Here is a 24,950-nt window from a genome sequence, read left to right as displayed (position 1 = left end):
GCAAGGACGATGGTAGCAGAGTCCGTAGATATCTATAATCAAATGAGGCCTCATACGGCTTTAAAATACAAAACGCCCGATGAAGTACATCGAGCGTTTTAGTTAAAAAGTGTCAACCCATATCAGGACGGGTCACTAATAGATAACCAATTATGCGGTTTCTGCTTCACCTATCCAATGATAATGGTGGTTGGCTTTTTTCCCCACTAAACCGAGCTCTGCCAATTCTTCAAATACCTTGTCTACCTCTTCCGCAGACAGCCTAAACTGTTTAGCAACGGCTTTTTTGGTGCACGTAATTTGATGCGTTTTAAGTGCATCGCTAACTTGCTCTAACAAGGTTTTCGGTTCCTTTGGTTCTTCTGGCTCCGGCGCAGCTGGTATTTCTTGCTCTTCTTCCTCTTTTATATGAGGAAGATAACCCGCAGGCGCTGGGTCTATATCGCGAACTGTTTTCAATGTCATGTCCTCATTTCTGCGATAGAAATATCGGAACCGTTGCTCTTCACCAATCAAGCCAACAAAAAATGCAGCAAAGAAGTCCAACAGAATCGAAAGAAATACAACCAAGCCAAGCTGAGCTTGCTGAGAGGTGGTACCAAATGCGTTAGCTAGACTATCAATTAAACCAATCACTGAGCCTTGCGTCACCGGCGGTAAACTATCACGCTCCATAGCCAAGCGTTGCTGCTCTTCACGTAAGGTTTTGTTTTGATCCTGAATGCGAGTTACACCAGTCGCGATACGCTCCATCTCGATGTATTTCTGCGCTGCCATATTGTTGAGCTCAATCTGCTTATCGATTGCCGCAATCTGACGATTAAACGCTTCCACTTTCGCCTGCTCTACCGAAATATGACTTTGTGCACTATTGGTTGCACTATTAATCCCACCAATACTACCGCCAATGGAAATCGCAGCTAAAACTAAATAAAACACGAGAGCGGTTGCTGCTCCTGTGTAGTTGCGATGGGCTCGGCGCTCACCGTATTCATACCAAGCGTAAAATTTACCCGCTTCAAAAATGATCGCTAAACCACCAAATAAGGTTTGCATCATCGGGTTTTCGTCGATCGACAAAAACAGCAATAGAGAAAAAATAGTCGATGCTAAAATCGCAGCACCGGTGAATGCATATACACTCACCATGGCAAATCGACCTTTAGGGTATCGATATCCAATCTGTTGTTCGTATTTCATTTGAGAAATTTCTTAAGATTAATCGCCCCTCCGACTAAGTAGGACGGACGTTTCTGGCATATACAAAGGAGCGCAGAATACCGTATCCTTTATTAAATTACTGTCATAATTCCGTTAATGGAAAACAAGTGAAGATTCGGTGTGCATTTTGAATCGATATCAGCCAAATCTAGCACGTAAAAACACCACCACGACACCCACTAACCGAAGCTTCAGTGGCATATAAGAGAGATTAATTCGGTATCTTCAAAAGCGACTAGGCAAGACTGACAAGTTGAATTGGAGGTTGTGAATGTCAGCCGAATCAAAACATTAAAGCGTTAAAAATAGGCAATAAAACAAATAATGCACACTTGCATCACCTTTTAGTAAACTGATAATTACATTGTTTGGTTAATTTGTTAGTATCCCGCGCCGAAGAAGATAAGCACTCAATTGTATGGAAAACACTCTAATACAGCACAAACACCATCGCTTGCACGCTATTGCGGTTATTATCGCGGTGTTGTTTCAGTTGTATTTAGCGTCCACAGCCGCTCTTAACCCTACACAAGTTCACAGCACAACTTGGCTCAACAAAGTCCAAAGTGAAAAGGTTTTACTGTGTACCGCAGATGGTTTCAAATGGGTGGATATCAATACGTTGATTGAGGCTAACGCTCAATCTTCTTCTAAGCTCATCCAAGATCTTAACTTACACGACGGCTTTCAGTTTGAATGTCCGCTTCTTCAAGCTGTTCAATTCTTTCTTCTGGTTGCGATTGGGCTTTACCTGACAACCATCCATTGGCTGCGCCGAGTAAAGTATGCACTGACGACTTATCACTTTTCAAAATGCGATAAGCTCGTTTACAAACACATCGCGCCTAAGCACTCTCCGCCGAGTGTTTTTCCTGCCTAACAGGCATCTAATCATTGACAACTTTATTCAAAAATAACGATGACTCTGTTTGTTGTCCATTCAGAGAAGCTATTAATTCAAAAGGAAAAACACATGCTTAAATCATTAAAAACCGCCGCTATCGCGCTTATTGCTGTCATCGCTAGCCCACTGAGTTTAGCGCACGATTATGAAGCAGGAAAAATTCATATCGACCATCCATGGAGCCGCGAAGCGCCACCAAACGCACCTGTTATCGGTGGTTTTTTTCAATTAACCAACCACGGTGACAGTGAAGATGCATTGATCGCAGCAGAAAGCCCAATCGCAGGGCATGTCGAAATTCACACGCATAAGAAAGAAGATGGTGTGATGAAAATGATTAAGATTGACGAAGTGCGCGTTCCAGCCAATGACTCAGTGTTGTTTAAGCCAGGCAGCTTCCATTTAATGATTTTTAACCCAACACAAACTCTTAAAGAAGGCGACCGCTTCCCTATGACGTTAACATTCAAAAACGCGGGTAAAGTGGAAGTAGAAATGGCGGTTGAAAAACAAGGTCACATGGAAAAACACATGCACCATTAATGACGTAAACAAAAGTGCCCGCTGATTTAGCGGGCATTTTTATCTCAGCTTAGTCAAAATCATTATTCCGGTAGATCCTAACTCGACTCTTCAGAATAATGGTGATGAATAACGCTCGGCGAAACGGGGTCACATATCATAACAGCGTGCTCGGGCAAGAGATTCTAAATCACGCTCGTCCCTCACTATTCAGAATGACCTTGAAAGACTTAAGATCCTAAAAAGGTTCCCTACCCGCTTAAAACTCAACCTCTCGACAAAGTTCTCCAACCATCACTTGGCAAGCCTAAATGAAATCATAAGTTTGGCAACAAAGACCCACTGTTAATCAGCTTTCTTTCTACTTGAAACAAACCTCAGCCCAACGAGCTAAGCCGGCAGCTATATGCTCAATTGTTTATATATCCCGATTCTCCTGACTAGATACAAATCATGCACGACCGTAAAAGTCGATATATGCCACTGGATGAGTCAGCATCTCAAAAAAGTACGTGATCGACTTCTCATTGTTGGTGTTTCTCTGTTTATTAAAACCATTTGTATTACAATAATACCCTATGTTAAATGAAAAATCCTTTCCAACTCTACAAACATGAGAGAACACCATTATGTCTACTAAAATTGCATTTATTTCTGGTGCTACTGGCGGTATCGGCTTCCAAGTGGCAAAGCGTCTTGGTCAGGATGGATACACGGTCATTCTAAACGGCATTGAAGATGAAAAAGGTTCGGAGTGTGTCTCCAAACTACATAACGCAGGGATTGAGGCTGAATACTACGGTTTTGACGTTACAGATGAACATGCCGTCGATGAAAACATCAATGCTATTGGTGAAAAATACGGCAAAATCGATGTTGTCGTTAATAACGCAGGTGGTCTTGGTGGTCGTAGTCCTATTGAAGGTATGGAAACTGCTTTTTTCCGTAAAGTCATGGCTTTAAACCTCGATAGTGCATTCTTCGTATCACGCGCAGCGATTCCATTTCTAAAAAAGTCTGATAACGCATCAATTATCAACTTCACTTCAAACGCTGCTTGGAATGCAGGTGGTCCAGGTGCAGGTATTTACGGTACATCAAAAGCCGCCGTTCATACATTAACTCGCGCTTTAGCTAAAGAGTTAGCTCCGGCAGGAATTCGAGTCAATGCAGTATCTCCTGGCACTATCGATACACCATTCCATGCTCAAATCAAAGCAACCAAGCCTGAAGTATTTGCTTCTTGGGCAGACAGTATTATGCTTGGACGCCTAGGCCAGCCAGAGGAAGTCGCCTCTGCTATCTCTTTTCTGGTAAGTAAAGATGCATCATTCATTACCGCAGAAACACTGCAAATTGGTGGTGGTCAAGCTTTAGGCATTTAGTACCAATAAGTCTTTTTACCTATCAGTAAGTGCGCTTTAGTACTGATTTGATAACGGCCGCAGTATGTTTGTACTGCGGCTTATCCTTATACCACCTCTCCTTTAACCCCATCTGTAACGTTTCACCCATTTTTTAGTATGGACAGTATTCCTCTAGCTGAAACAAAATCACTTGTATTACAATAAATTTTATTTTTACATTATTTAAGCCCCCTAAAGGCTTTGTTCACGATAAAATGGAAGCGTGATGAATCCGCTTTTCTTATATACGCTGATGAATAAAACCCTCACAAACCTTACTTACATCTCACTTTTAGAAAAAATTCATCGCAAGCCCGCTATGCTCATAATTTTCAATTGCAAAAGCCACAATAGTCATTATGATTACTAACAAGCAATATAATCATACAATAGTATTTTTGGAGTTAAAATGACTAAACCTATCATTGGTTTCATCGGCCTAGGCTTGATGGGCGGAAACATGGTTGAAAACCTACAGAAACGTGGTTACGAAGTTGCTGTAATGGACCTCAATAAAGATGCTGTTGACGCAGTACTAGCTCGTGGAAACGCTTCTGAAGCTTCTTCAGGTAAAGAACTAGCAGAGAAAAGTGATATCGTGATGCTGTGCCTAACAACATCTGAAGTTGTCGAAAAAGTTGTTTACGGAGACACTGGTGTTCTAGCTGGCATGTCAGAAGGTAAAACACTCATCGACTTCGGTACATCTATTCCAGCTTCAACGAAGAAGATTGGCGCTGACCTCGCTAAGAAAGGGGCTGGTATGATTGATGCGCCTCTAGGTCGTACACCTGCCCACGCAAAAGATGGTTTACTAAACATCATGGCCGCAGGCGACGTCGAAACATTCAATAAGGTTAAGCCAGTACTGGACGCTCAAGGTGAAAACGTATTCCACCTTGGCGCACTAGGCTCTGGTCACGTAACTAAGCTTGTGAATAACTTTATGGGTATGACAACCGTAGCAACCATGTCTCAGGCATTTGCTGTTGCTAAACGTGCTGGTGTTGATGGTCAACAATTATTCGACATCATGTCTGCAGGACCATCAAACTCACCATTTATGCAATTCTGTAAGTTTTACGCCGTAGATGGCGAAGAAAAACTAGGCTTCTCTGTCGCAAACGCAAACAAAGACCTCGGTTACTTCCTTGCTCTATGCGAAGAGCTTGGTACAACTTCCCTAATTGCAGAGGGCACTTCTAAGAGTCTACAAGCGGCAGTTGATAAAGGCCTTGGTCAAAATGACGTTCCAGTCATCTTCGACTACTTTGCAGAGCTAGAAGCTTAGTCACACTCAGTTGCAACTATAAGCCCAGCAACCAATGTGGCTGGGCTTTTTTGTTTTTCCTCTTCCCCAGACGCTCATCACTCCTTGATACCCTAGCCACTCCTTTAAAGTTTTGCAGGGCAGCCTCTTCCAATTCTCTTATATATTTTCCACTCACACTTCAAAACCTCTCTCCTATTTCTGGCGTACGCCTCATTAAAGCTACGTCTGATTTAATGCTTTTTCTTTGCTAAGAAGGCACACATATTTATTTAAATAGACAAAGCATCAGGTTTGGGGTGTAAAGTGTAAACACGGCATGCAAAGAAAGTTAGATTGCTTTTTCGCTTTAGGCTGACGACTCTAATGTGAATATAGTCGCACCTTATTGGGAGTTCCCCAATACAACGAATAACAACAAACGATGCGCCACGCTTTCTCAGTCAGCTTGATCAAAAAATCCCACGGCTTTAACACCGCGGGATTTTTCATTGAGAGTCTTTAACTTTGGTTAGCTTTTCGCGTTAGCTAACTTTGGGCTTTTAGGCCCTCGGGCTGCGTTCACCAATAGAACACCCACCGAGAGAACAATCGCACCACACAAGATAAACAGTAGTCGACCAGATGGTTCATTTGGAATTAGAGCCATAGCTAGGATACCGAAGCCCGCTACGCTGATAAGCTTACCAAGCATGCCGCGCTGTTTTGTATCTAGGTTCTGCTGCTCTTCGCTGTCAGCCACAAGTGGCGTATTCCAGTTCTCGAACAATTGAGCCACTTCTTTCTCACGTTCAGGTGATAGACCTTTGTAGAAACGTGTTGTCAGTAGGAAGAAGCCACCAGTAAAGACAACGTGTGCCGCTAAGCTCAAGCCAACTTTCAGGTCTGCCCATTCACGTCCTGTAAACGCTTGTTCTAGACCAAATAGGCGCTCTACGTCTTCTGCTTGTAATGAGATACCGAAGATGTAAGAAACAAAGCCACCAACAACCAGTGTTGCCCAACCAGCCCAGTCCGGCGTCTTACGAATCCACATACCAAGTAGTACAGGAATCAACATTGGGAAACCAATCAATGCGCCCACGTTCAGTACGATATCGAACAGACTCAAGTGACGTAGCGAGTTAATGAATAGACCGATACCAATGATGATGAAGCCCATCACGATAGTCGTTGCTTTACTCACGATAACCAGCTCTTTTTGTGACGCTTGTGGGCGTACAATCGGGCTGTAGAAGTTCATCACAAAGATGCCCGCGTTACGGTTTAGGCCAGAATCCATTGAAGACATAGTCGCCGCAAACATTGCTGACATCAGAAGACCCACCATACCTGCTGGCATTACGTTTTGTACGAATGCTAGGTAAGCTGCATCACCACCTACTGAGCCGTATTGCTCTGCGAAATCAGGCATAAATGCCGCAACGTACCAAGGTGGTAGGAACCAAATGATAGGACCGACAATCATCAGCACACATGCAAGACCTGCTGCTTTACGTGCGTTTTCACTGTCTTTTGCACATAGGTAGCGGTAAGCGTTGATGCTGTTGTTCATTACACCGAACTGTTTAACAAAGATGAACACTACCCAAAGGATAAAGATACTGACGTAGTTCAGGTTGTTACCCAGCATGAAGTCGCCGTGGAAGTTCGACACGATGTTGCCAATACCACCACCGTGGAAGTATGCCGCCACCGCACAAGTGATCGTCACTGCCATGATAACCAACATCTGCATAAAGTCAGATGCAACAACCGCCCAAGAGCCGCCCGTTACCGCCATTAGCATTAGCACTAAACCAGTAACGATGATGGTCGCTTCCATAGGAATGTTGAAGACCGCTGCCACGAAAATCGCAAGACCATTCAACCAAATACCGGCTGAGATCAAGCTGTCTGGCATACCAGCCCAAGTGAAGAACTGCTCTGAAGTCTTACCAAAACGTTGACGAATTGCTTCAATCGCCGTCACTACACGTAGTTGGCGGAACTTTGGAGCAAAATAGAGGTAGTTCATAAAGTAGCCAAATGCGTTGGCTAAGAATAGGATTACAACAACGAAACCGTCGTTGAACGCGCGTCCTGCGGCACCTGTAAACGTCCATGCTGAAAATTGCGTCATGAAGGCGGTAGCACCTACCATCCACCATAACATCTTACCGCCCCCTCGGAAGTAGTCACTGGTCGAGGTAGTGAACTTACGGAACATCCAACCAATTGCAACTAAGAAGAAGAAGTAGGCAAGAACAACAAGAGTATCAATAGTCATTTTTTCAGCCTTTCAAGTTTGATCATTTTCTAACGTCTAGACTACTCTCCTCACAACTCTATTTGTACTACAATAAGTTTTAATTGTGATCTAAAGCATAAGTTATTCAACGAAAAAAATACGTCAAACCCCTTACTTTCTTAGACCAATGGCTTTCTAGGAGATAATTGCCATTCAGAACACCTCAATATATTGTAATACAAATTGTCTAATTGAAATTTATTAGAGTATGGAATATTTTTCTTCTTCGCGCTTTGTCTGAAGATCAAAAATGCGCGGCATTTCTTTAAAGGAAACGTAATGAGATGTTTCGAAAAAATTTGATAGAAAGTAGGATTTATATGAATGCGATTCTTAACTCTCGCCTCTTTCAAACTTTCAAACACAAAAAAGCGAGCACTGAGGCTCGCTTTTCATTCTTTCGCTAGTTTTATCGGGGTGTTACGACACTTATGCTACGTGAGCTACTGCGTCGCGAACCAGTGTACCTAGTTCATCCCACTTACCTTCATCGATAAGCTTTGTTGGCACCATCCAAGTACCGCCACATGCCAGTACTGAAGGGATAGACAAGTACTCGTCTACGTTACCTAGGCTCACGCCACCTGTTGGCATGAATTTCACTGGGTAAACCGCCGTTAATGCTTTAAGCATACCAACGCCGCCAGATGGCTCAGCAGGGAAGAACTTAAGTGTACGCAGACCCATTTCCATCGCTTGCTCAACAAGACTTGGGTTGTTTACGCCAGGTACGATAGCCACGCCTTTGTCTAGGCAGTATTGAACCGTGCGAGGGTTAAAGCCAGGACTTACGATAAAGTCCACACCAGCTTCGATCGCTTGGTCAACTTGCTCGTTAGTTAGGATCGTACCAGCACCGATCAGCATCTCTGGGAACTCAGCGCGCATCGCACGAATCGCTTCTGCAGCACACTCTGTGCGGAACGTGATTTCAGCGCAAGGCATACCGTTTTCAACCAAAGTGCGACCTAGAGGGATCGCATCTTCTGCTTTGTTGATGGCAATAACAGGAATTACTTTTAGGTTTGCTAATTGTTCGTTTAATGTCGTCATAAAAGTGTACTCGTCGTCGTTAACTTGAGTTCAATAAATCACTGCGGAGCGCCGATTACTCAACGCTCCGCAAAAGAATTACAAAGGAAGATCTGGCATCACTTCACGTGGAATGATGGCACCTTTATGTTGAATTACCGCGCCAGCCATACAGTGACCAGAGTAAGCCGATTCAGCTGCATTGCCGCCAGTCAAACGCTTCGCCAAGAAGCCTGCACTGAAAGAATCGCCAGCCGCTGTTGTATCAATCACGTTGTCGACTTTGTTTGGCGCCACGTATTGCGCTTCGCCATTCGCGACAACCAAGCAATCTTTGCTACCACGTTTGATGATGATTTCATCCACGCCCAGTGCAGAAGTTCTCTCGATGCACTGTTCTAGATGCTCGTCACCGTAAAGCATTTGCTCATCTTCAAATGTGAGCAGTGCGATATCTGTGTGCTTAAGGATCTTCAGGTACCAAGACATGGCATTCTCGCGGCTTTCCCACAATTTAGGACGGTAGTTGTTATCGAAAATAACCTTACCACCTTGTGCCTTGAAGCGCTCAAGGAAGCCAAACAGTTGTGTCTTACCTTCTTCAGTAAGGATCGCTAATGTAATACCGCTCAAGTAAACCGCATCGTACGAGTAAAGCTTGTCGACTAATAGCGGAGACTCGTTTTGTTCGAATAGGAACTTAGCGGCCGCTTCGTTACGCCAGTAGTGGAAGTAACGTTCGCCAGTTTCATCGGTTTCGATGTAGTAGATACCTGGTTGCTTTTCTTTAACGGAAAGAACCAGACTAGTATCGATGCCCTCTTCTTGCCATGCTGATAGCATTTCTTGGCTAAAAGGATCGTTACCCAGAGCCGTTACATAGCTGGTTTTGATATCGTGAGCTTTGGTCAAACGAGATAAATACAGTGCGGTATTCAACGTATCACCACCGAATGACTGCTTTAGCTGACCTTCCTTTTTCTGTAGCTCAACCATACATTCGCCAATGACCGCGATGTTTAATGATTTCATGTTGTCACCTTAGCAACTGAGGTTGCGCTATAGATTATTTTAAGAAGTCTTCACGAGCTGGGTTGAAGATGTCTAGAAGAATGCTGTCTTGCTCTAGTGCAACCGCGCCGTGCATCATGTGCTTACGAGCAAAGTATGCGTCGCCTTCTTTTAGTACTTTCTTCTCGCCTTCGATTTCTGCTTCAAAGCTGCCACGTACTACGTAACCGATTTGATCGTGGATTTCGTGAGTATGCGGAGCGCCAATCGCGCCTTTGTCGAAACATAGGTGAACCGCCATTAGGTCATCTGTGTAAGCAACAATTTTACGTTTGATACCGCCGCCTAGCTCTTCCCACGGGTTCTCATCTAATACAAAGAAAGAATTCATCGTCATACTCCTAAAAAGTCTCTATTAAAGCGAACCCTACGGCACTTCATTCTTAAACATGCTTTATTAAAAGGTTCTCTTAAAAAAGCGTCGTATTGATAAAAGTGAAACGCGAAGCGAAAGGGTCTGCTGTCGAATTGGTAACGAGCATATCCGATCTACTTTAATTGTCATACAATATATCTAAAAATATGTGATATTCATCAAACGGCACTCGCTAAAGCATTCCACTTAACGATTGATAACGCCGAAACATCAGTCACAACAAGGGTTGCCACAACAATATAAATCAATAAGTTAGCTAAATTCGCGTGATTTCACTCTCTCTTTTTGCCACAAAAACTACACCCAAACTTAATATTGTATTACTTTATAGGAAGTTTAAGAAAACAACACACTTCATCTGAGGGTGGTAAAGAAATGACTACACAACCGATTTTGTTGACTGAAGCAGAAGTCGAACTACTAAGAAAGGAAGTCGGAAAGCCGAGCTTAATGGGCAAATCCATTGAAGCGAATCGCAAGGAACTTGAAGCCTTCATGCGTCTGCCTCTAGACGTACCAGGTCACGGCGAAGCGGGTGGCTACGAGCACAACCGCCACAAACAAAACTATACCTACATGAACTTAGCGGGTCGTTTGTTCTTGATCACTCAAGAAGAAAAGTACGCGCAGTTCGTTAAAGATCTTCTCGCTATCTATGCAGAGAAGTACCTAACTTTTGATTTCCACGTACAGAAAAACACTAACCCAACAGGTCGTCTTTTCCACCAGATCCTTAATGAACACTGTTGGTTAATGTTTACTAGCCTTGCTTACTCTTGCGTGGCATCAGTGATGACAGAAGAAGAGCGCACAGCCGTTGTTGAGCGCATTTTCGAACCAATGCTAGACATGTTCACAGTGAAATACGCGCACGATTTCGACCGTATTCACAACCACGGTATCTGGGCAGTTGCGGCTGTTGGTATTTGTGGTCTAGCTATTGGCAAACCTGAATATCTAGAGATGTCGGTATACGGTCAAGACCGTGATGATACCGGTGGCTTCCTAGCGCAAATCTCGCAACTGTTCGCCCCTTCTGGTTACTACATGGAAGGTCCGTACTACCATCGTTATGCGATTCGTCCAACTTGTGTATTTGCAGAAGTAGTACACCGTCACATGCCTGAAGTAGACATCTACAACTACAAAGACAAAGTGATTGGCAACACAGTACAAGCGATGCTGGCAACGGCTTACCCGAACGGTGAGTTCCCTGCCCTAAACGACGCGTCTCGTACCATGAGCATTACCGACATGGGCGTTCAAGTTGCAGTGAGCGTTTACAGCAAACATTACGGTATGGATGACAACATCCTAGGCATGGCGAAGATTCAAAACGCCGTTTGGATGCACCCTTGTGGTCTTGAGCTTTCTCAAGCCTACGATAAAGCCATCGCAGACCGTGAAATCGGCATGCCTTTCTGGCCAAGTGTGGAGCTCAACGAAGGTCCAACTGGTAACAACGGAGCACAAGGCTTTATCCGTATGCAGGATAAAACCGGTGATGTGTCACAGCTTGTAATGAACTACGGTCAACACGGCATGGGACATGGTAACTTCGATACGCTTGGCATTACCTTCTTCAACCGTGGTCAAGAAGTACTGCGTGAATACGGCTTCTGTCGCTGGGTAAACGTTGAGCCTAAATTCGGCGGTCGTTACCTAGACGAAAACAAATCGTACGCACGTCAAACCATCGCGCACAACGCGGTAACGATTGATGAGCAATGTCAGAATGGTTTCGATGCAGACCGCGCTGACTCGGTGCATGGTTTGCCTCACTTCTTCAAAGTAGAAGACACTGAAATCAACGGTATGAGTGCGTTTGCGAACGACCATTACCCGAATACAGACATGCAGCGTAGTGTGTTCATGCTTAACCTCGATGAGCTTGAAGCACCGCTATTGCTAGACCTTTACCGCATTGAAGGTGAAGGCGAACATCAGTACGACTACTCTCATCAATACGATGGTCAAATCGTACGTACTAACTTTGATTACCAAAGCTTTGGTGAACTGAACACGCTTGGCGAAGACTTCGGTTACCAACACCTTTGGAAAGTAGCAAGCGGCAAAGTGCAAGATACGGCGCTGGTTAGCTGGCTACAAAGCAACACCTACTACACTTGGTTAGGCACAAGCAGCAGCGCGAAACGAAACGGCGAGAATGAAGTAATCTTCACTCGTACTGGCGCCAATGACCCAAGCTTTAACCTACGTAGCGAACCGGCATTCATTCTGCGCAGCAAGGGCGAATCGACACTATTTGCTTCTGTGCTAGAAACACACGGCTACTTCAATGAAGAGTTTGAGCAATCGGTGAATGCACGTGGTCAGGTGAAATATATCCGCGTCGTGGGTTACAACGCCGTTGGCAGCATCGTAGAAATCACGACTGAAAAATCACTGATTACTGTGATGATCAGCAATGTGCTCGGCGCTGACGATCAAACCCCACACCAAGTAGAAATGAACGGTAGAACCTACAGCTGGAATGGCTTCTACTCTCTAGAAGTGAACGCATTCGGGCAGGAGAAATAATAATGAGCTACCAAACCCAGTCTTACCAACCGCTATTAATGAACTTTGAAGAAGCGGCAGAACTAAGCAAAGCACTTGGCACGGATAGCCTATTAGGAAATGCACTAGCACGTGACATCAAAAAAACTGACGCTTACATGGCCGAGGTGGGCATTGAAGTTCCAGGTCACGGCGAAGGCGGCGGTTACGAGCACAACCGCCACAAGCAAAACTACATCCACATTGATCTAGCAGGTCGCCTATTCCTTATCACTGGCGAACAGAAGTACCGCGATTACATCGTGGACATGCTAACGGCTTACGCGAAGATTTACCCTCAGCTCGAAAGCAACACCAGCCGTGACTCTAACCCTCCGGGTAAGATCTTCCACCAAACTTTGAACGAGAACATGTGGATGCTATACGCATCTTGCGCGTACAGCTGCATTTACCACACGTTGGAAGAAGAGCAAAAAACACTGATTGAAAACGACCTGTTCAAACACATGATTGAGCTGTTCGTAATCACTTACGGTCACGACTTCGACATCGTACACAACCACGGCCTGTGGGCAGTAGCAGCAGTGGGTATCTGTGGTTACGCAATCAACGATCAAGATGCGGTAGACAAAGCGCTTTACGGCTTGAAACTGGACAAAGTCAGCGGCGGCTTCCTAGCTCAGCTAGACCAACTGTTCTCGCCAGACGGCTACTACATGGAAGGTCCTTACTACCACCGTTTCTCGCTACGTCCAATCTACTTATTCGCAGAAGCGATTGAACGTCGTCAGCCTGAGCTTGGTATTTACGAGTTCAACGATTCAGTCATCAAGACTACGTCTTACGCAGTATTTAAGACGGCATTCCCAGATGGTACTTTGCCAGCACTGAACGATTCATCGAAGACGATTTCGATCAATGATGAAGGCGTAATCATGGCTACATCAGTATGTTTCCACCGTTACGAGCAGTCTGAAACGCTACTTGGCATGGCAGACCACCAGCAAGACGTTTGGGTTCATATCTCAGGTAAAACATTGTCTGACGCGGTTGCAGCAACAGACAACATCAAACCATTCAACTGGGGTAGCCTATTCGTAACGGACGGCCCAAAAGGCGAAAAAGGCGGCGTAAGCATTCTTCGTCACCGTGACGAGCAAGACGACGACCCCAATACCGCAGATACAATGGCGCTTATCTGGTTTGGTCAACACGGCAGCGATCACCAGTACCACTCAGCGCTAGACCACGGTCACTATGATGGTCTGCACCTGAGCGTGTTTAACCGCGGTCATGAAGTGCTGCACGATTACGGCTTTGGTCGCTGGGTAAACGTTGAGCCTAAATTTGGCGGTCGTTACATCCCAGAGAACAAGTCTTACTGTAAGCAGACGGTGGCGCACAACACAGTAACGGTTGACCAAAAGACGCAAAATAACTTCGACACAGCGCTAGCAGAAACCAAGTTCGGTTCTAAGCACTTCTTCAAAGCTGATGATGAAAAGCTGCAAGGCATGAGCGGTCGTATTTCTGGTTACTACAACGGTGTAGACATGCAGCGCAGCATCATTCTTGCTGAATTGCCAGAATTCGAAAAACCACTTGTGATTGATGTTTACCGCATCGAAGCAGATCAAGAGCACCAATACGACCTGCCAGTGCACTACTCTGGTCAAATCATCCGTACGGATTTTGAATACGATGTAGAAATCACGCTACGCCCAATGGGCGAAGACAACGGCTACCAACATCTATGGAATGTGGGTTCAGGCCAAGTTCAAGGCAGCTCACTTGTAAGCTGGTTGCACGACAACAGCTACTACTCGCTAATCACAAGCGCAACAAACGGCAGCAAAGTGTTCTTCACCCGCACAGGCGCAAATGATCCAGACTTCAACTTGAAGAGCGAACCAGCACTTATCCTACGTCAATCAGGTCAGAACCACGTGTTTGCCTCAGTGCTAGAAACACACGGTTACTTCAACGAGTCTATCGAAGCATCGGTTGGCGCTCGTGGCCTAGTTGAGTCAGTAACCGTCGTTGGCAACAACGAAGTGGGTACTGTGATTCGTCTGCAAACCACAACAGGCAACGCTTATCTGTTCGCTATTTGCAACTTAGATGAAGACAAGCAAAACGCTGCACATCGCGTTGAATTCGACGGTGTGGCTTACACTTGGGAAGGCGCATTCGCACAAATTTAATCTTTAGCTAGTCACTAAAAATTAATGTAAAAATCGGGAACTAATTCAAAGCCGGACGTCATGTTCGGCTTTTTTTGATTGTTTACATGACTCTACATGAGCTTATCAATTAGCGTTTAATCATAGTAAAACCGTTAATAACTCTTAGGAAAAACAGACATAACTTAACCTTACGCCTTATCAAAGACACCACTTATAGATATAGAACTCTTCTGAGATTTAATTAACACTTTTACTATTTAACTTATGACTAAACTACTCCCCAACAACACTAAAATGATATTGTATTACAAATATTAAATAGTGTAAGAGACGTACTACTGTGTTTATAAAATCAACTAAATTGCTTCTAATAAGCTTCTCTGGGCTTGGATTAATAGGGTGTGGAGGAAATACCTCCCCTACAAGCCAAGATGATAAACCAAATATTCCACACCAAGAGCATGTAGCACCATACTCAATAGCAAAATTTCAAAACATATTGAGTAATTCAGATTTACAAGTATCAGATCCCAATGGGAAGGAGGGAAATAAAACCAGTGACGTCAAAAATGGAGCATTCTCGGATTATAAGAGTGACCACTTTTACGCAGAAAAGGATTCCAATTACCTTGTCTTTAAAATGTCGAACTACAAAATGCGCTCAGAAGTTCGTGAGCGAGAAAACTTCAACATTTCAGAACAAGGCGTCTCTAGAACTTTGTATGCAGATGTTCGATTACCAGAGATTAACCTTGCAATTGCTAGCTCCCCTGCAAACCATGATGAAGTCACTTTCCTGCAAATTCATAACAAAGGCACAGATACTTCTGGTACAGGTGCTATCCCACACCCTTTGTTACGAATCGTTTGGGAACAAGAACGAAACAGTATCACTGGTCATTACTGGGCGGTAGTAAAGAACAATGCCATAGATTGCAGTCTACCTTCTAGCGCATCAGATTGTTATGCAACATCATACGATCGTTATGATTTAGGAAAAGCCGATCTCAACGCATTCACGCGATTCGAAGTAAAAATCGGAGAAAACACATTAACCATTAAAGTGAACGATGAGCAAAAGGTAAATGTAGATGTATCCTACTGGCAGCACCTCCTGAGCTACTTTAAAGCCGGAGTTTACAACCAGTTTGAAAACGGTGAAGCAAAGGTACAATTTAAGCAGTTAGGACTAACCAAAACTGACCATACTGATTCAATAGCTTGGAATATTGACGATTGGAAATTAACCATTCCTACAAGCAAAAATGATTGGTATGGTTTTGGCGGTGACAGCGCGGCTGAATTAGAGCCTGAGCGTTGTAATTCAAGTAAAGATCCTCTGTCTAACGAAGAGAGCGTTTACCAACGCGAGATTGATTTATCATACTTCAATGTTATTGACGGTAGCATGCATTTCCGCGCCGATATGGGTTACGGCACGTCAACGGCCAACTCCAGTTACATCCGTTCAGAATTGCGAGAGCTCTACATCAGTACTAACTCCCCGGATTGCAGCACCAGCGATGAAGAGACAAGTTGGTATATTGAAGATAGTCGTACCGGTGCAACTTCGCATACGCTAAACGCAACACTAAGAATTAACGAATACCCTAAAATCGACGGTCAATTACCAAAAGTCGTGGTAGGCCAGATACATGGTTGGAAAATCAGCCAAGCACTCGTGAAGCTACTTTGGGAAGGTGACAATAAGCCAGTCAGAGTTATTCTGAACGATAACTACAAACTTGATAACAACAAAGACTGTACTGATTGCAACGCATTCAGCGTTAAGCTTGGTACCTACGCGGTAAACGAAGACTGGCAATATACGATCCGTGCCGATAAGAAAGGACTGTTTTTAGCCTCCTACGATGCAGATGGCAGTAATATGGTCTCGCACACACTGAAGTGGGGAGAAGCATACTCAGACACCGCTAACAACAAGTCCTATACTCTGACTGAAAGATGGGCGTCGCCTGATATTGCGTTTTACTTCAAAGCCGGAATTTACCCTCAGTTTAAACCTGATAATGCATATCGAGGAGAAATCTTTGATGTGAGCTTTAGTGCTTTGAGCACTCTTCATCAATAGTCATTTCAATCTCTTAGCAATAGGCTTGCTACTTTGCTCTAAAGCAACGAACAAAGCTCATACCGCCGCCACGGGAAATTTATTTTCTCGTGGCCTCTTCTTTTAGAACACCACAATTCAACTCGCTTCACGCATAGTGTTTCCTTCTACGATAAATATATAAGTCAACCTCCACTTAGGCAGCTTAAAAACAGCTTCTATAGTTTCATGAGATATTTATCTACCCTAACGCTGAGCTATTTTAAATTTAACCAATTAAACTACTCTAATATACATTCGCACTTAAAAATAAACATTGTCAGAAGATAAAAGCAATCAATAATTATTACCTATCTATGGTGATAAATTTTTAAATTAATTTATCTATGTCAATTAAAATAATATTTGAGCTGTTTTATTCTTCTATAGAAAAAAAGCCCTCAGCTACAAAGCTGAGGGCAAAGGACTTCAATCAACTATAAGTGATAGAACTAGCCTTGGTACTTACCAAAAGATTGTTTTAATTTATAGAAAGTAGCTTGTGCGTAATCATCTGGATTACCGTACATATTCTGGTTATAGACACCGGCTTTAAAGTACATATACCTGCCACCTTCGTCATAGCCACTGTCACTCATATCTACGACTTGAACAACATCATCTTTACCATCACGTTTTACCGTAACTGTCATTGTGTTGCCTTTCACATCAATGATGTAGCTGAATTTTTCACCTAGCGCGATGCCATCGTCACCGATTTCACCAGTCATATCACCCACTAAGCTGTAGTAATCCTCTGTTCCAGTTTTGGTTTTTTCGTGAGCAAAGTAAACTGTACCTGTTGGTTGGTCTGGTAGCTTACGATAATAAAGACGAATTGGCTCATCATCTTTGTCATGAATCTGGCCGATAATAAAGCGGCCAACTTCATGCGACTGACCCGTTGTGGTTGCGTGGTCAATCTTCAGAGTAGCTTCAAGCGTACCGTCTACACCACCCGCTTCTTTTTGATCTTCAACTGGTGCAGAACTGAATACCCAGTTATTAGGATTTACACCCTTTGTGCTGTAAGACTTATCACCAGCACGAAGCATGGTACGTAACTCAGTTCGCGCGTATTTAGTGTTTTCAGAAGTTCGAGCGCCTTTCACATAGCTCTTGAATACCATTCCGCCATCATCTGCTGTGTAGAATATATCAGAGTGTTGGAAGCCGTTAGCCAAGTCCCACTCATCAATATCATCAGCACGACCATCTTTGTCATGGTCGAAAGGTGTCGTCAGTTTCCAACGTGTTAAGTCAAAGTTTTCACCCGGTGCATTTGTAGCGAGTGGCTCTTTCGGTAACGTAGGGTAAGGCATCGCTTTAGAAAGATCACACGTCACAGTCGTTTCACAAGGACGGACGATTGGTGCTCCAAAGTCGCCTTTACGATTCTTTTTGAGTAAATCCTTTTGTGCCTTTTGCTCCGCTTTCATTTGCGCAATCATAGCCGCTTCAGCGTTAACAACGTCATCAGTAATGATGTGACTTGCCGGACAGGCATTAATTCCGCAATTAACTGCAGCTAACTCAGTAACTGAGTTCCATTGGTTTTTGCTATTACCGTGGCCAACGTAACGAACATAGCGTGCTTTTACTGCAGGCTCAAACTGGAAGCGCTCTAAGCCAAGCGCGCGACCAGAGCTTTGCGCACCCGCAATAACCGTCACCCAGTTTTCACCATCTGTACTAAACTGAACATCAAATTTGCTGACGCGTTCGTTACCTTTGCTGAACGAGGCTTGAATTGCGTCGAACTCATAAACCGAGCCGTAATCCAACATCGCCCACTCACCATCACCATTTGCTGACCAACGTGTCATAATATCTTGGTCAAACAACTGCTCTGGAACATTACCATCATGACTACTCGCCGTTATCGTAACGGGAGTCAGAATATCAGCACCAGTTTCTTGGTTGTTTGGAAATGGATCTACCATGGTCGCCGTACTATTACAGCCCACAGCAAGTAAAATAGAAGAAGCTAACAAGCTTTTGAAGAAAATATGCTTCATGTAATCTAACACCTACAATATAAAAATGAATTAACAGCTCTTTTGCTGTAACAACAATTAAGCAATAACACTCGGGTTAAAAGCTGTATTTAAGGCCAAGGCGTGTTCTCAATTGGCGGTCATCCGTGGTTGAACCGTCCTTACCTTTGACATTCCACAATTCAAAGTAAGGACGGAAATCTCCCATTTGGTAACCAACAATTAAGCCAGCATCCCACTCAGAATCTTTCCAATCAGATAAACGCACTTCGTCATAGTTTTTGTTGTAGTTGATCTCATAGCTCAGCTTGACGTTATCAAGGTACTCGTTATCAAACTGACGCATATCGTAAGAGCCTGTCAGTGTCCACTTACCTTGTTCAACTGTTTTCCCAGCAACGCTTACCGAAGTACCATCCGTTAGTGTTTTGTTACCTGCACCATCTGAATAAACTTGAAATTCGTGTCGGTAACGTAAAGCGGTACTTAAGCCAAAAGAGGATTTGTAACCAACACGAACTTGTGGTTTATAAGTGGTTTTTTCGTCATCATCACCAAAAGTAATAGGCATCCCTGGTTGGATAAACCATTGTTTATTTATTTGGTAGCGAACTCCCCAATCAAACTCAGAATCACCAGCAACGAGTTGATCCCAAAAATGCGAGTTGTCGTAACTATGGAATTTTTGTTCAACACCAAAGTTCAGTTTGGTCTGATCGTTAATTTTAGAACTACCACTAATTTTGATACGTTGGGCATAAGTTTCACTCTCATGCTTATATTCTGCGCGATAGTCTAAAGTTGCTGCGGAAACCGCTCCCGCCATTAATGTGGAAGCAACGAATAGGGACATTGTTGTAACTGCTTTCATGATTATATCTCTCTGTATATATTTTTTGGGATACCACTTAAATCCCTGGATTTGATTCAACACTATTGAATTAATGTATGACAAATACTAGTTAATTCATCATGAGAGTTCTGTGATATTAATCATGTAAGTGCCCCTCAACTGACAATTTGTATTATTATATATTCAAAAGTGTTAGCTATGTCTGATTCTAAAACGACCTTTGTAGACATCACTTACAGAGAAATGTTTTAACTCGTTTCATATGATAAAGAAGAAGATTAAAAAAACATAAACAACAATAACTTCAATGATTTAAAGTCAAAAATCTTGACATGAAATCAAAATTCCCTTGCTAAATCACCTTTAGTTTTTGCTGTTCCTCTATAAAGAAAGCTGTCAACCTCATAAAGGTTCAGCTCTTATTGATGTTGATATTCAACTATTTTGTGTGACTTATTCATCACTTCAGTGAGCAATCATTGTATCTAGTGTGAGTCGGATCATTCTATTGATAAAACCATCTAGATGACAGAAATTATTTGTCTAACAATATTACATAAATAAAAACACATAGAAGTGAGTACCTACCATGCAAGTAACAAAAATTGCAGCAGCAATTGCTATTTCCACAGGTTTGTTAACCGGATGTAACACTGATTTAAGGGATGCACCATCGGCTCCCCCACCAACAGAAACTGAGTCTGAGTTGAGCCAAGGTATGTGGGATATTTCAACACCAGCCACTGTGGCGAAATCCGATGATGAGCACGACCTGCCAAACGTCTATGTCTTTGAAGACGGTACGCAAAAGTATTATAACGATGATGATAACTTCGGTACTTACACAATCTACACTTCAACTTATACCGAAGATAAAGATACAGAGACGCTTACATTCAACCTTTATGACGAGAGCGATCTAGGTAACCCTACCGAGTTAACAGGGACTTATGAAGTTTCAAACGGCATGTTAACCATCTCAGGAACAAATGACGGAAACTTCACCGGTAACGATGAATCAGAAAACGATGCGGTGAAAGATGCAGTTGCAGCGGCAAATAATGACGCTGGCGATAACAACGTCGTACAAATTTTGGATACCAATAAAGGTGGAACAGAAGAAGACACCGGTGAGTTACGAATCAAGCTGTCTGATTCAACGAGTGTTTCAGAAATTTCAACAGGCCGACTAACTGTAGATCTAACTTACCAGCATCATGAAGAAACAGAACAGGAAGCCGACGGTTCTGGTGACAATGCTTACATCTCATTTTATGCAGCAAAAACCTCGAATTCCAACTTGCATGGCGAAGTGGCATTTGAAAACGGCAAAATCAAATACCGCGATGCAAGTGGAAACTTGACGGAAACAGGCGACACGTTTGAGTTAGGTGAAAACCTCGCGATAGAAGTCAGTTGGATAGAAAACTTCTTCTCTTTTTCGGTTAACGGTAAACAAATAGGTGAAATGTTACCTGTCGCTGATGGCACCGCTGTAACCTATGTATCACTGAGACTAGGTGATAATGGCAACACTACAAACTTTGAATTAAATGCAGACAACTTGAAGATTTACTCTAGTGATTCGGGCTCTGAAGTGTTGGTTCTAGAAGAGGATTTTGACAACTACATTCCAGGCTTAGACCTCGCGACAATTTACAACAGTGCATCAAGCGAAGCGGTTGTCATTTCAGACGGAAGTTCTAATCCTGATAAACCGTCAGAAGACGTGAGTGAAAACTTTGACTCATACCGAGTAGGAACAAATATCAGTTCAGCAAACTCTAGTTGGAAAGAATACAATACGGTTGCTGATGACTCCTCCACCTTGACGTCCGTGGCTGTAGTAAGTGATGACGTATCAAAGAGCGGCGCTAACTCTCTGCTAATATCCGACACAGATACGACCAACAAACCATACGTTACGCGCGAGTTTTCAAACGGAGCAACATCAAACGGTAGCGTGTCATTCGATGTTTACATTCCGTCAGACAACGAAAAAACTACATACATTAATGTTGGCTCAGGTAAAAACAACTCAGATCGTTACTACGAATTGAGAATTTCGGGCAGTGGTAAAGTTGAAGCCGAAGCAGGATCAGATGACGTAGAAATAGGCACTATTACGACTGATGCTTGGAACTCAATGTCCCTAGCTTGGGATGGTGATGAGATTAACGTTTCTATTAATGGAAAAACGGTTGATGCGCCAAGCCAGTCCGAAACAGGCTTAGACGCAACGAATACACCATCACAGCTAACTATTTACGTAGGGGACACAAGTGGTGCTTCAACAAAAGCATATTTCGATAACATCGATTCAAAGCAACTCTAGTGTTATTTTGTAGCACTTGATACTAGGCCAGGCTTTCGAGCCTGGCTTTATTTTTTTACCTCTTCAGAAGAACAAAATTCAACACAATACTCTAAATTCAAGCCAGTCCCAGTGATTGCTTGCTCTATCTTGTTTCTTACCTTTTAAAGAATTCCACTGAAAACAAAAGCCTCATCAAATCGATGAGGCTTAAGTAGAAATCGAGTAGCTCTTAGCTTTCTATTAGTTTCAATTTTGATTTAGCTTGAGCTTAGAAAATGTCACGCTGTTATAGTCACCGTTTTTCTTGTCGACTGAAAAATCACCGGTGCCCGCACATCCTGTACCCCACACAGGGTGAGACTCACTGACGCTACATTGACCATAAGCTCCTGCTTTAAAATAGAACATGTCTTCTGCGTAGCCATGCTCAAAGTCCTTACTATCAATCCCCTTACTGAGATCTATGGAATAAGTCACTGTCTCGTGGCGGTCTGTTTCAAACCTCAAGTTCATCATAGTTCCTTGAACTTCTATCTTGTAGCTGAACTCTTCACCAAGAGCGATACCTGCTTGGCCTGGTTCTTCAAGGTTATCCCAAGTATTTCCCCATACTGGATATGCAATATCAATACGATTTGGATCTTCCTTCGCTAGGTTACGCTCGTAGTTCCAAAATACAGAGCCCATTTTGTGTTCTGGGAATTTTTTATAGAAGATTTTAATGGGTTCATTTCCATGTCCATAACCTTTACCCTCTTTTATTCTTGCATCAATTTTTTTCGCGTGGATTTGACCGACAACAACAGAATGAGCAGGCCCTTTTTCTGGAAATTTGGCGTGTTCAGAAACATGGTTCACTTTCAAGGTCGCTTCCAACGTTCCACCTACGCGACTGTGTTTAGCAGCCTGAGGGTGGCTCGATAAAGCCCAATGGTTTGCTAAATCATCGGTTTGAATAGAAAAGTCAGCGCCACGAGGCATTTCACGTAGTTCAGAGCGAGCATTCTTCGAGTTTTTTGTCGTTACCGCTTTATTCTGCACTTCAAACACCAAGTTGCCTTCTTCGTTCAAGAAGAAGAAGTCTTTGTGTGAATAACTCAGCATCGCCACACCCTCGATTTCGTCCACTTTTCCGTCTTCATTGATATCGGAAGGAATAGTGATCTTCCAGTTTCGCATATCAAATTTATCGGCAGGGACTGGATAATCAACGCCATTATTTAAATCAGAAGCGATAGCAAGAGTTGGTAAGGTAACAGCCATTGCGGCTACGAGTAGATTGAGTTTCATGTTCAAACCTTATTATATGTAATATTGTCATACATATAATAAGGTTTGCAACGGAATGATTCGAGGAAAGAAGTTATGATGTGCTCTATTGATCACAATTTATAAACTCGATAAACCCCAAAATGATAAGCTAGACATACTCCTCTTTAGTCCATAGCATCTACGAATATTTTCGACCTAATCCAATAGTCATAGAATCAATCGTACATTAGCTTGTCTGCCTTATTAATATCGAAATCTTTCAGAGACTTACGTGCTAAATGCCTAAATGGCCATGCCTTAACAATTTCTTCAAACGGCATGATTGCAAACACCCAAAACACTGAAAGGTCCAAGTATAAAATCATCAAAGCACATAACGGTATTGAGATTACCCACTGACCGGTAAAGTTAATCTTAAACACCTCCGTTGTTTTACCTAACGCTCTCAAAATATGACCATGAACGGTGTTATAGCCACGTACTATCGGTAGCAGTATGTAAAGTGGAGCAATCGCGGATAACGCTTTGTAAGTACTCGGGTCTAAGTCGGGATACAAATCAGGAAGAACGAAACTAAGTGCAAAAAAGAAAAATGCTGAAACGAACGAGATCATCACGGCCATATCAATACTAATATCGACATTGTTACGCAGCTCATCCATTTTTCTTGATCCAATTGCTTGGCTAATCGTGATTGCCGATGAATGCGCCCAAGCAGTAATGAACTGAGTACCCGCTTTGATCCAAGGCATCACGATAGTCATAGCGACATAAGCATTTAAGGTCAGTTGCGAGTACAGCAACATGTATATCGTTGCGCCAGTTTGTAACATTGTGACGTTCGCCGCGACGGGGAAAATCTCTTTAAAATGCTTATGTATATTGCTTTTCAATGACGCATCAAGCTTCTTAATAGACAAGATGATAGAATCATCAAGCTTAATGCACATGGTTAAATATAACAGCCGAATACTAATAGCAACCAAACTACCCGCCGCGGCGCCTTGAACGCCAATACCTTCAAAATTAGTCAGGCCGTGAATCAGAACATAAGACATCGCCACGTTGACTGGCAATTCAATCAAATAGCCTTTAAATGGAACTTTGGTCCGTCCAAGCGCATTGAACACCGCAATCATAACCTGAGTAATGGCATTGAATATGACGATGAACTTAGCAATTGCAAGGTAGCATTTTGTCTCCGCATAGAGATCAACGTTATCCGTCAACTTACTGATTAACGCTTCATCAAAGACAGTAATCAACAGCCAGAATAAGGATGCGACTAGAACGTTGATAACTAAAGCTGCCCAGAAACCTTTATTTAACGATAGATAATGACCAGAGCCTACCGCACGGCTAAGTACCAATTGAGACCCATTTGCTAGAGCCATTTGGATACCTAAAACAAAAGAAACTATTGTTGTAGCAATCCCCATAGCAGCAAGTGAAACTTCACCTAATGGCGTAACAAGCAGCGTATCAATCATAAGCATTGATTGCATCAACAAAGCATTAAGAGCAAGCGGCCAAGCAAGAGATAAGTTTTTCTTTATATATGGTTGGGAAAACATTAGTAAACCTTTGTAATGAGGTTAAACGT

18 protein-coding genes are annotated in these 24,950 nt (G+C 43.1%); 9 read left to right on the top strand and 9 right to left on the bottom strand.

Features of this window, described 5'->3' with window-relative positions; translation table 11 throughout:
* A partial coding sequence (locus tag R7O03_RS15905; protein ID WP_213889266.1) for an integrase core domain-containing protein occupies nucleotides 1-102 on the top strand: 102 nt, incomplete at its 5' end.
* Between the two features lie 48 nt (nucleotides 103-150).
* Here R7O03_RS15905 and R7O03_RS15900 read toward each other — a convergent pair.
* The gene (locus R7O03_RS15900) at nucleotides 151-1,200 is read right to left on the bottom strand and encodes a Preprotein translocase subunit SecY (RefSeq protein WP_318131842.1); all 1,050 of its coding nucleotides are present in this window, start codon (nucleotides 1,198-1,200) and stop codon (nucleotides 151-153) included.
* A 439-nt stretch (nucleotides 1,201-1,639) separates the two neighbouring features.
* On the opposite strand from R7O03_RS15900, the gene R7O03_RS15895 reads away from it, so the two are divergent.
* From R7O03_RS15895 to R7O03_RS15880, 4 genes are all read left to right on the top strand, one after another.
* A complete protein-coding gene (locus tag R7O03_RS15895; protein WP_005388493.1) occupies nucleotides 1,640-2,101 on the top strand; it encodes a hypothetical protein in 462 nt (153 codons plus the stop codon).
* A gap of 93 nt (nucleotides 2,102-2,194) precedes the next feature.
* Nucleotides 2,195-2,668 (top strand): copper chaperone PCu(A)C, encoded by a 474-nt coding sequence (locus R7O03_RS15890; protein WP_005375841.1) that lies wholly within the window; start codon nucleotides 2,195-2,197, stop codon nucleotides 2,666-2,668.
* A gap of 608 nt (nucleotides 2,669-3,276) precedes the next feature.
* Nucleotides 3,277-4,032 carry an SDR family NAD(P)-dependent oxidoreductase gene (locus R7O03_RS15885; protein ID WP_017634222.1) on the top strand — a complete coding sequence of 252 codons (756 nt, stop codon included), beginning with the start codon at nucleotides 3,277-3,279 and terminating at the stop codon, nucleotides 4,030-4,032.
* 415 nt (nucleotides 4,033-4,447) lie between these two features.
* Complete coding sequence (locus R7O03_RS15880; RefSeq protein ID WP_411977479.1) at nucleotides 4,448-5,344, top strand: NAD(P)-dependent oxidoreductase; 897 nt, start codon at nucleotides 4,448-4,450, stop codon at nucleotides 5,342-5,344.
* A 490-nt stretch (nucleotides 5,345-5,834) separates the two neighbouring features.
* On the opposite strand, the gene R7O03_RS15875 is transcribed toward R7O03_RS15880, so the two are convergent.
* The 4 genes from R7O03_RS15875 to R7O03_RS15860 form a co-directional block, all read right to left on the bottom strand.
* Complete coding sequence (locus R7O03_RS15875) at nucleotides 5,835-7,592, bottom strand: sodium:solute symporter family protein (protein WP_005437156.1); 1,758 nt, start codon at nucleotides 7,590-7,592, stop codon at nucleotides 5,835-5,837.
* A gap of 450 nt (nucleotides 7,593-8,042) precedes the next feature.
* Nucleotides 8,043-8,666 (bottom strand): bifunctional 4-hydroxy-2-oxoglutarate aldolase/2-dehydro-3-deoxy-phosphogluconate aldolase, encoded by a 624-nt coding sequence (locus tag R7O03_RS15870; protein WP_005388506.1) that lies wholly within the window; start codon nucleotides 8,664-8,666, stop codon nucleotides 8,043-8,045.
* A gap of 78 nt (nucleotides 8,667-8,744) precedes the next feature.
* Entirely contained in the window at nucleotides 8,745-9,677 is a 933-nt protein-coding gene (locus R7O03_RS15865) for a sugar kinase (protein WP_005437155.1), read from the bottom strand.
* A gap of 34 nt (nucleotides 9,678-9,711) precedes the next feature.
* Nucleotides 9,712-10,047, bottom strand: a complete 336-nt coding sequence (locus R7O03_RS15860) for a cupin domain-containing protein (RefSeq protein WP_005450851.1) — start codon at nucleotides 10,045-10,047, stop codon at nucleotides 9,712-9,714.
* A 420-nt stretch (nucleotides 10,048-10,467) separates the two neighbouring features.
* Between R7O03_RS15860 and R7O03_RS15855 the strand changes: the two genes are divergently transcribed.
* From R7O03_RS15855 to R7O03_RS15845, 3 genes are all read left to right on the top strand, one after another.
* Nucleotides 10,468-12,633 carry a heparinase II/III family protein gene (locus tag R7O03_RS15855; RefSeq protein ID WP_318131840.1) on the top strand — a complete coding sequence of 722 codons (2,166 nt, stop codon included), beginning with the start codon at nucleotides 10,468-10,470 and terminating at the stop codon, nucleotides 12,631-12,633.
* A gap of 2 nt (nucleotides 12,634-12,635) precedes the next feature.
* Complete coding sequence (locus tag R7O03_RS15850) at nucleotides 12,636-14,816, top strand: heparinase II/III family protein (protein ID WP_318131839.1); 2,181 nt, start codon at nucleotides 12,636-12,638, stop codon at nucleotides 14,814-14,816.
* 322 nt (nucleotides 14,817-15,138) lie between these two features.
* Nucleotides 15,139-16,890, top strand: coding sequence for a polysaccharide lyase family 7 protein (locus R7O03_RS15845; protein ID WP_318131838.1), 1,752 nt, complete (start codon nucleotides 15,139-15,141; stop codon nucleotides 16,888-16,890).
* A 470-nt stretch (nucleotides 16,891-17,360) separates the two neighbouring features.
* On the opposite strand, the gene R7O03_RS15840 is transcribed toward R7O03_RS15845, so the two are convergent.
* Nucleotides 17,361-18,926, bottom strand: a complete 1,566-nt coding sequence (locus tag R7O03_RS15840) for a polysaccharide lyase family 7 protein (RefSeq protein ID WP_213867772.1) — start codon at nucleotides 18,924-18,926, stop codon at nucleotides 17,361-17,363.
* A 76-nt stretch (nucleotides 18,927-19,002) separates the two neighbouring features.
* Nucleotides 19,003-19,776 (bottom strand): oligogalacturonate-specific porin KdgM family protein, encoded by a 774-nt coding sequence (locus R7O03_RS15835; RefSeq protein ID WP_017634227.1) that lies wholly within the window; start codon nucleotides 19,774-19,776, stop codon nucleotides 19,003-19,005.
* A gap of 571 nt (nucleotides 19,777-20,347) precedes the next feature.
* Here R7O03_RS15835 and R7O03_RS15830 point away from each other — a divergent pair.
* Complete coding sequence (locus R7O03_RS15830) at nucleotides 20,348-22,093, top strand: hypothetical protein (RefSeq protein WP_213867773.1); 1,746 nt, start codon at nucleotides 20,348-20,350, stop codon at nucleotides 22,091-22,093.
* 228 nt (nucleotides 22,094-22,321) lie between these two features.
* Here the strand turns inward: R7O03_RS15830 and R7O03_RS15825 are convergent, their stop codons facing one another.
* Both R7O03_RS15825 and R7O03_RS15820 read right to left on the bottom strand, forming a co-directional pair.
* Complete coding sequence (locus tag R7O03_RS15825; RefSeq protein WP_318131837.1) at nucleotides 22,322-23,365, bottom strand: polysaccharide lyase family 7 protein; 1,044 nt, start codon at nucleotides 23,363-23,365, stop codon at nucleotides 22,322-22,324.
* Nucleotides 23,366-23,562: 197 nt separating this feature from the next.
* On the bottom strand, nucleotides 23,563-24,852 hold the full coding sequence (locus tag R7O03_RS15820; protein ID WP_025998585.1) for an MATE family efflux transporter: 1,290 nt from the start codon (nucleotides 24,850-24,852) through the stop codon (nucleotides 23,563-23,565).
* Between the last annotated feature and the right edge of the window lie 98 nt (nucleotides 24,853-24,950).

Origin of the sequence: Vibrio sp. Vb2960, assembly GCF_033337665.1 — a bacterium.
Taxonomy (GTDB): domain Bacteria; phylum Pseudomonadota; class Gammaproteobacteria; order Enterobacterales; family Vibrionaceae; genus Vibrio; species Vibrio alginolyticus.
Note: the sequence above shows the minus strand (reverse complement) of the source record. Positions and strands in the feature narration are given on the sequence as shown.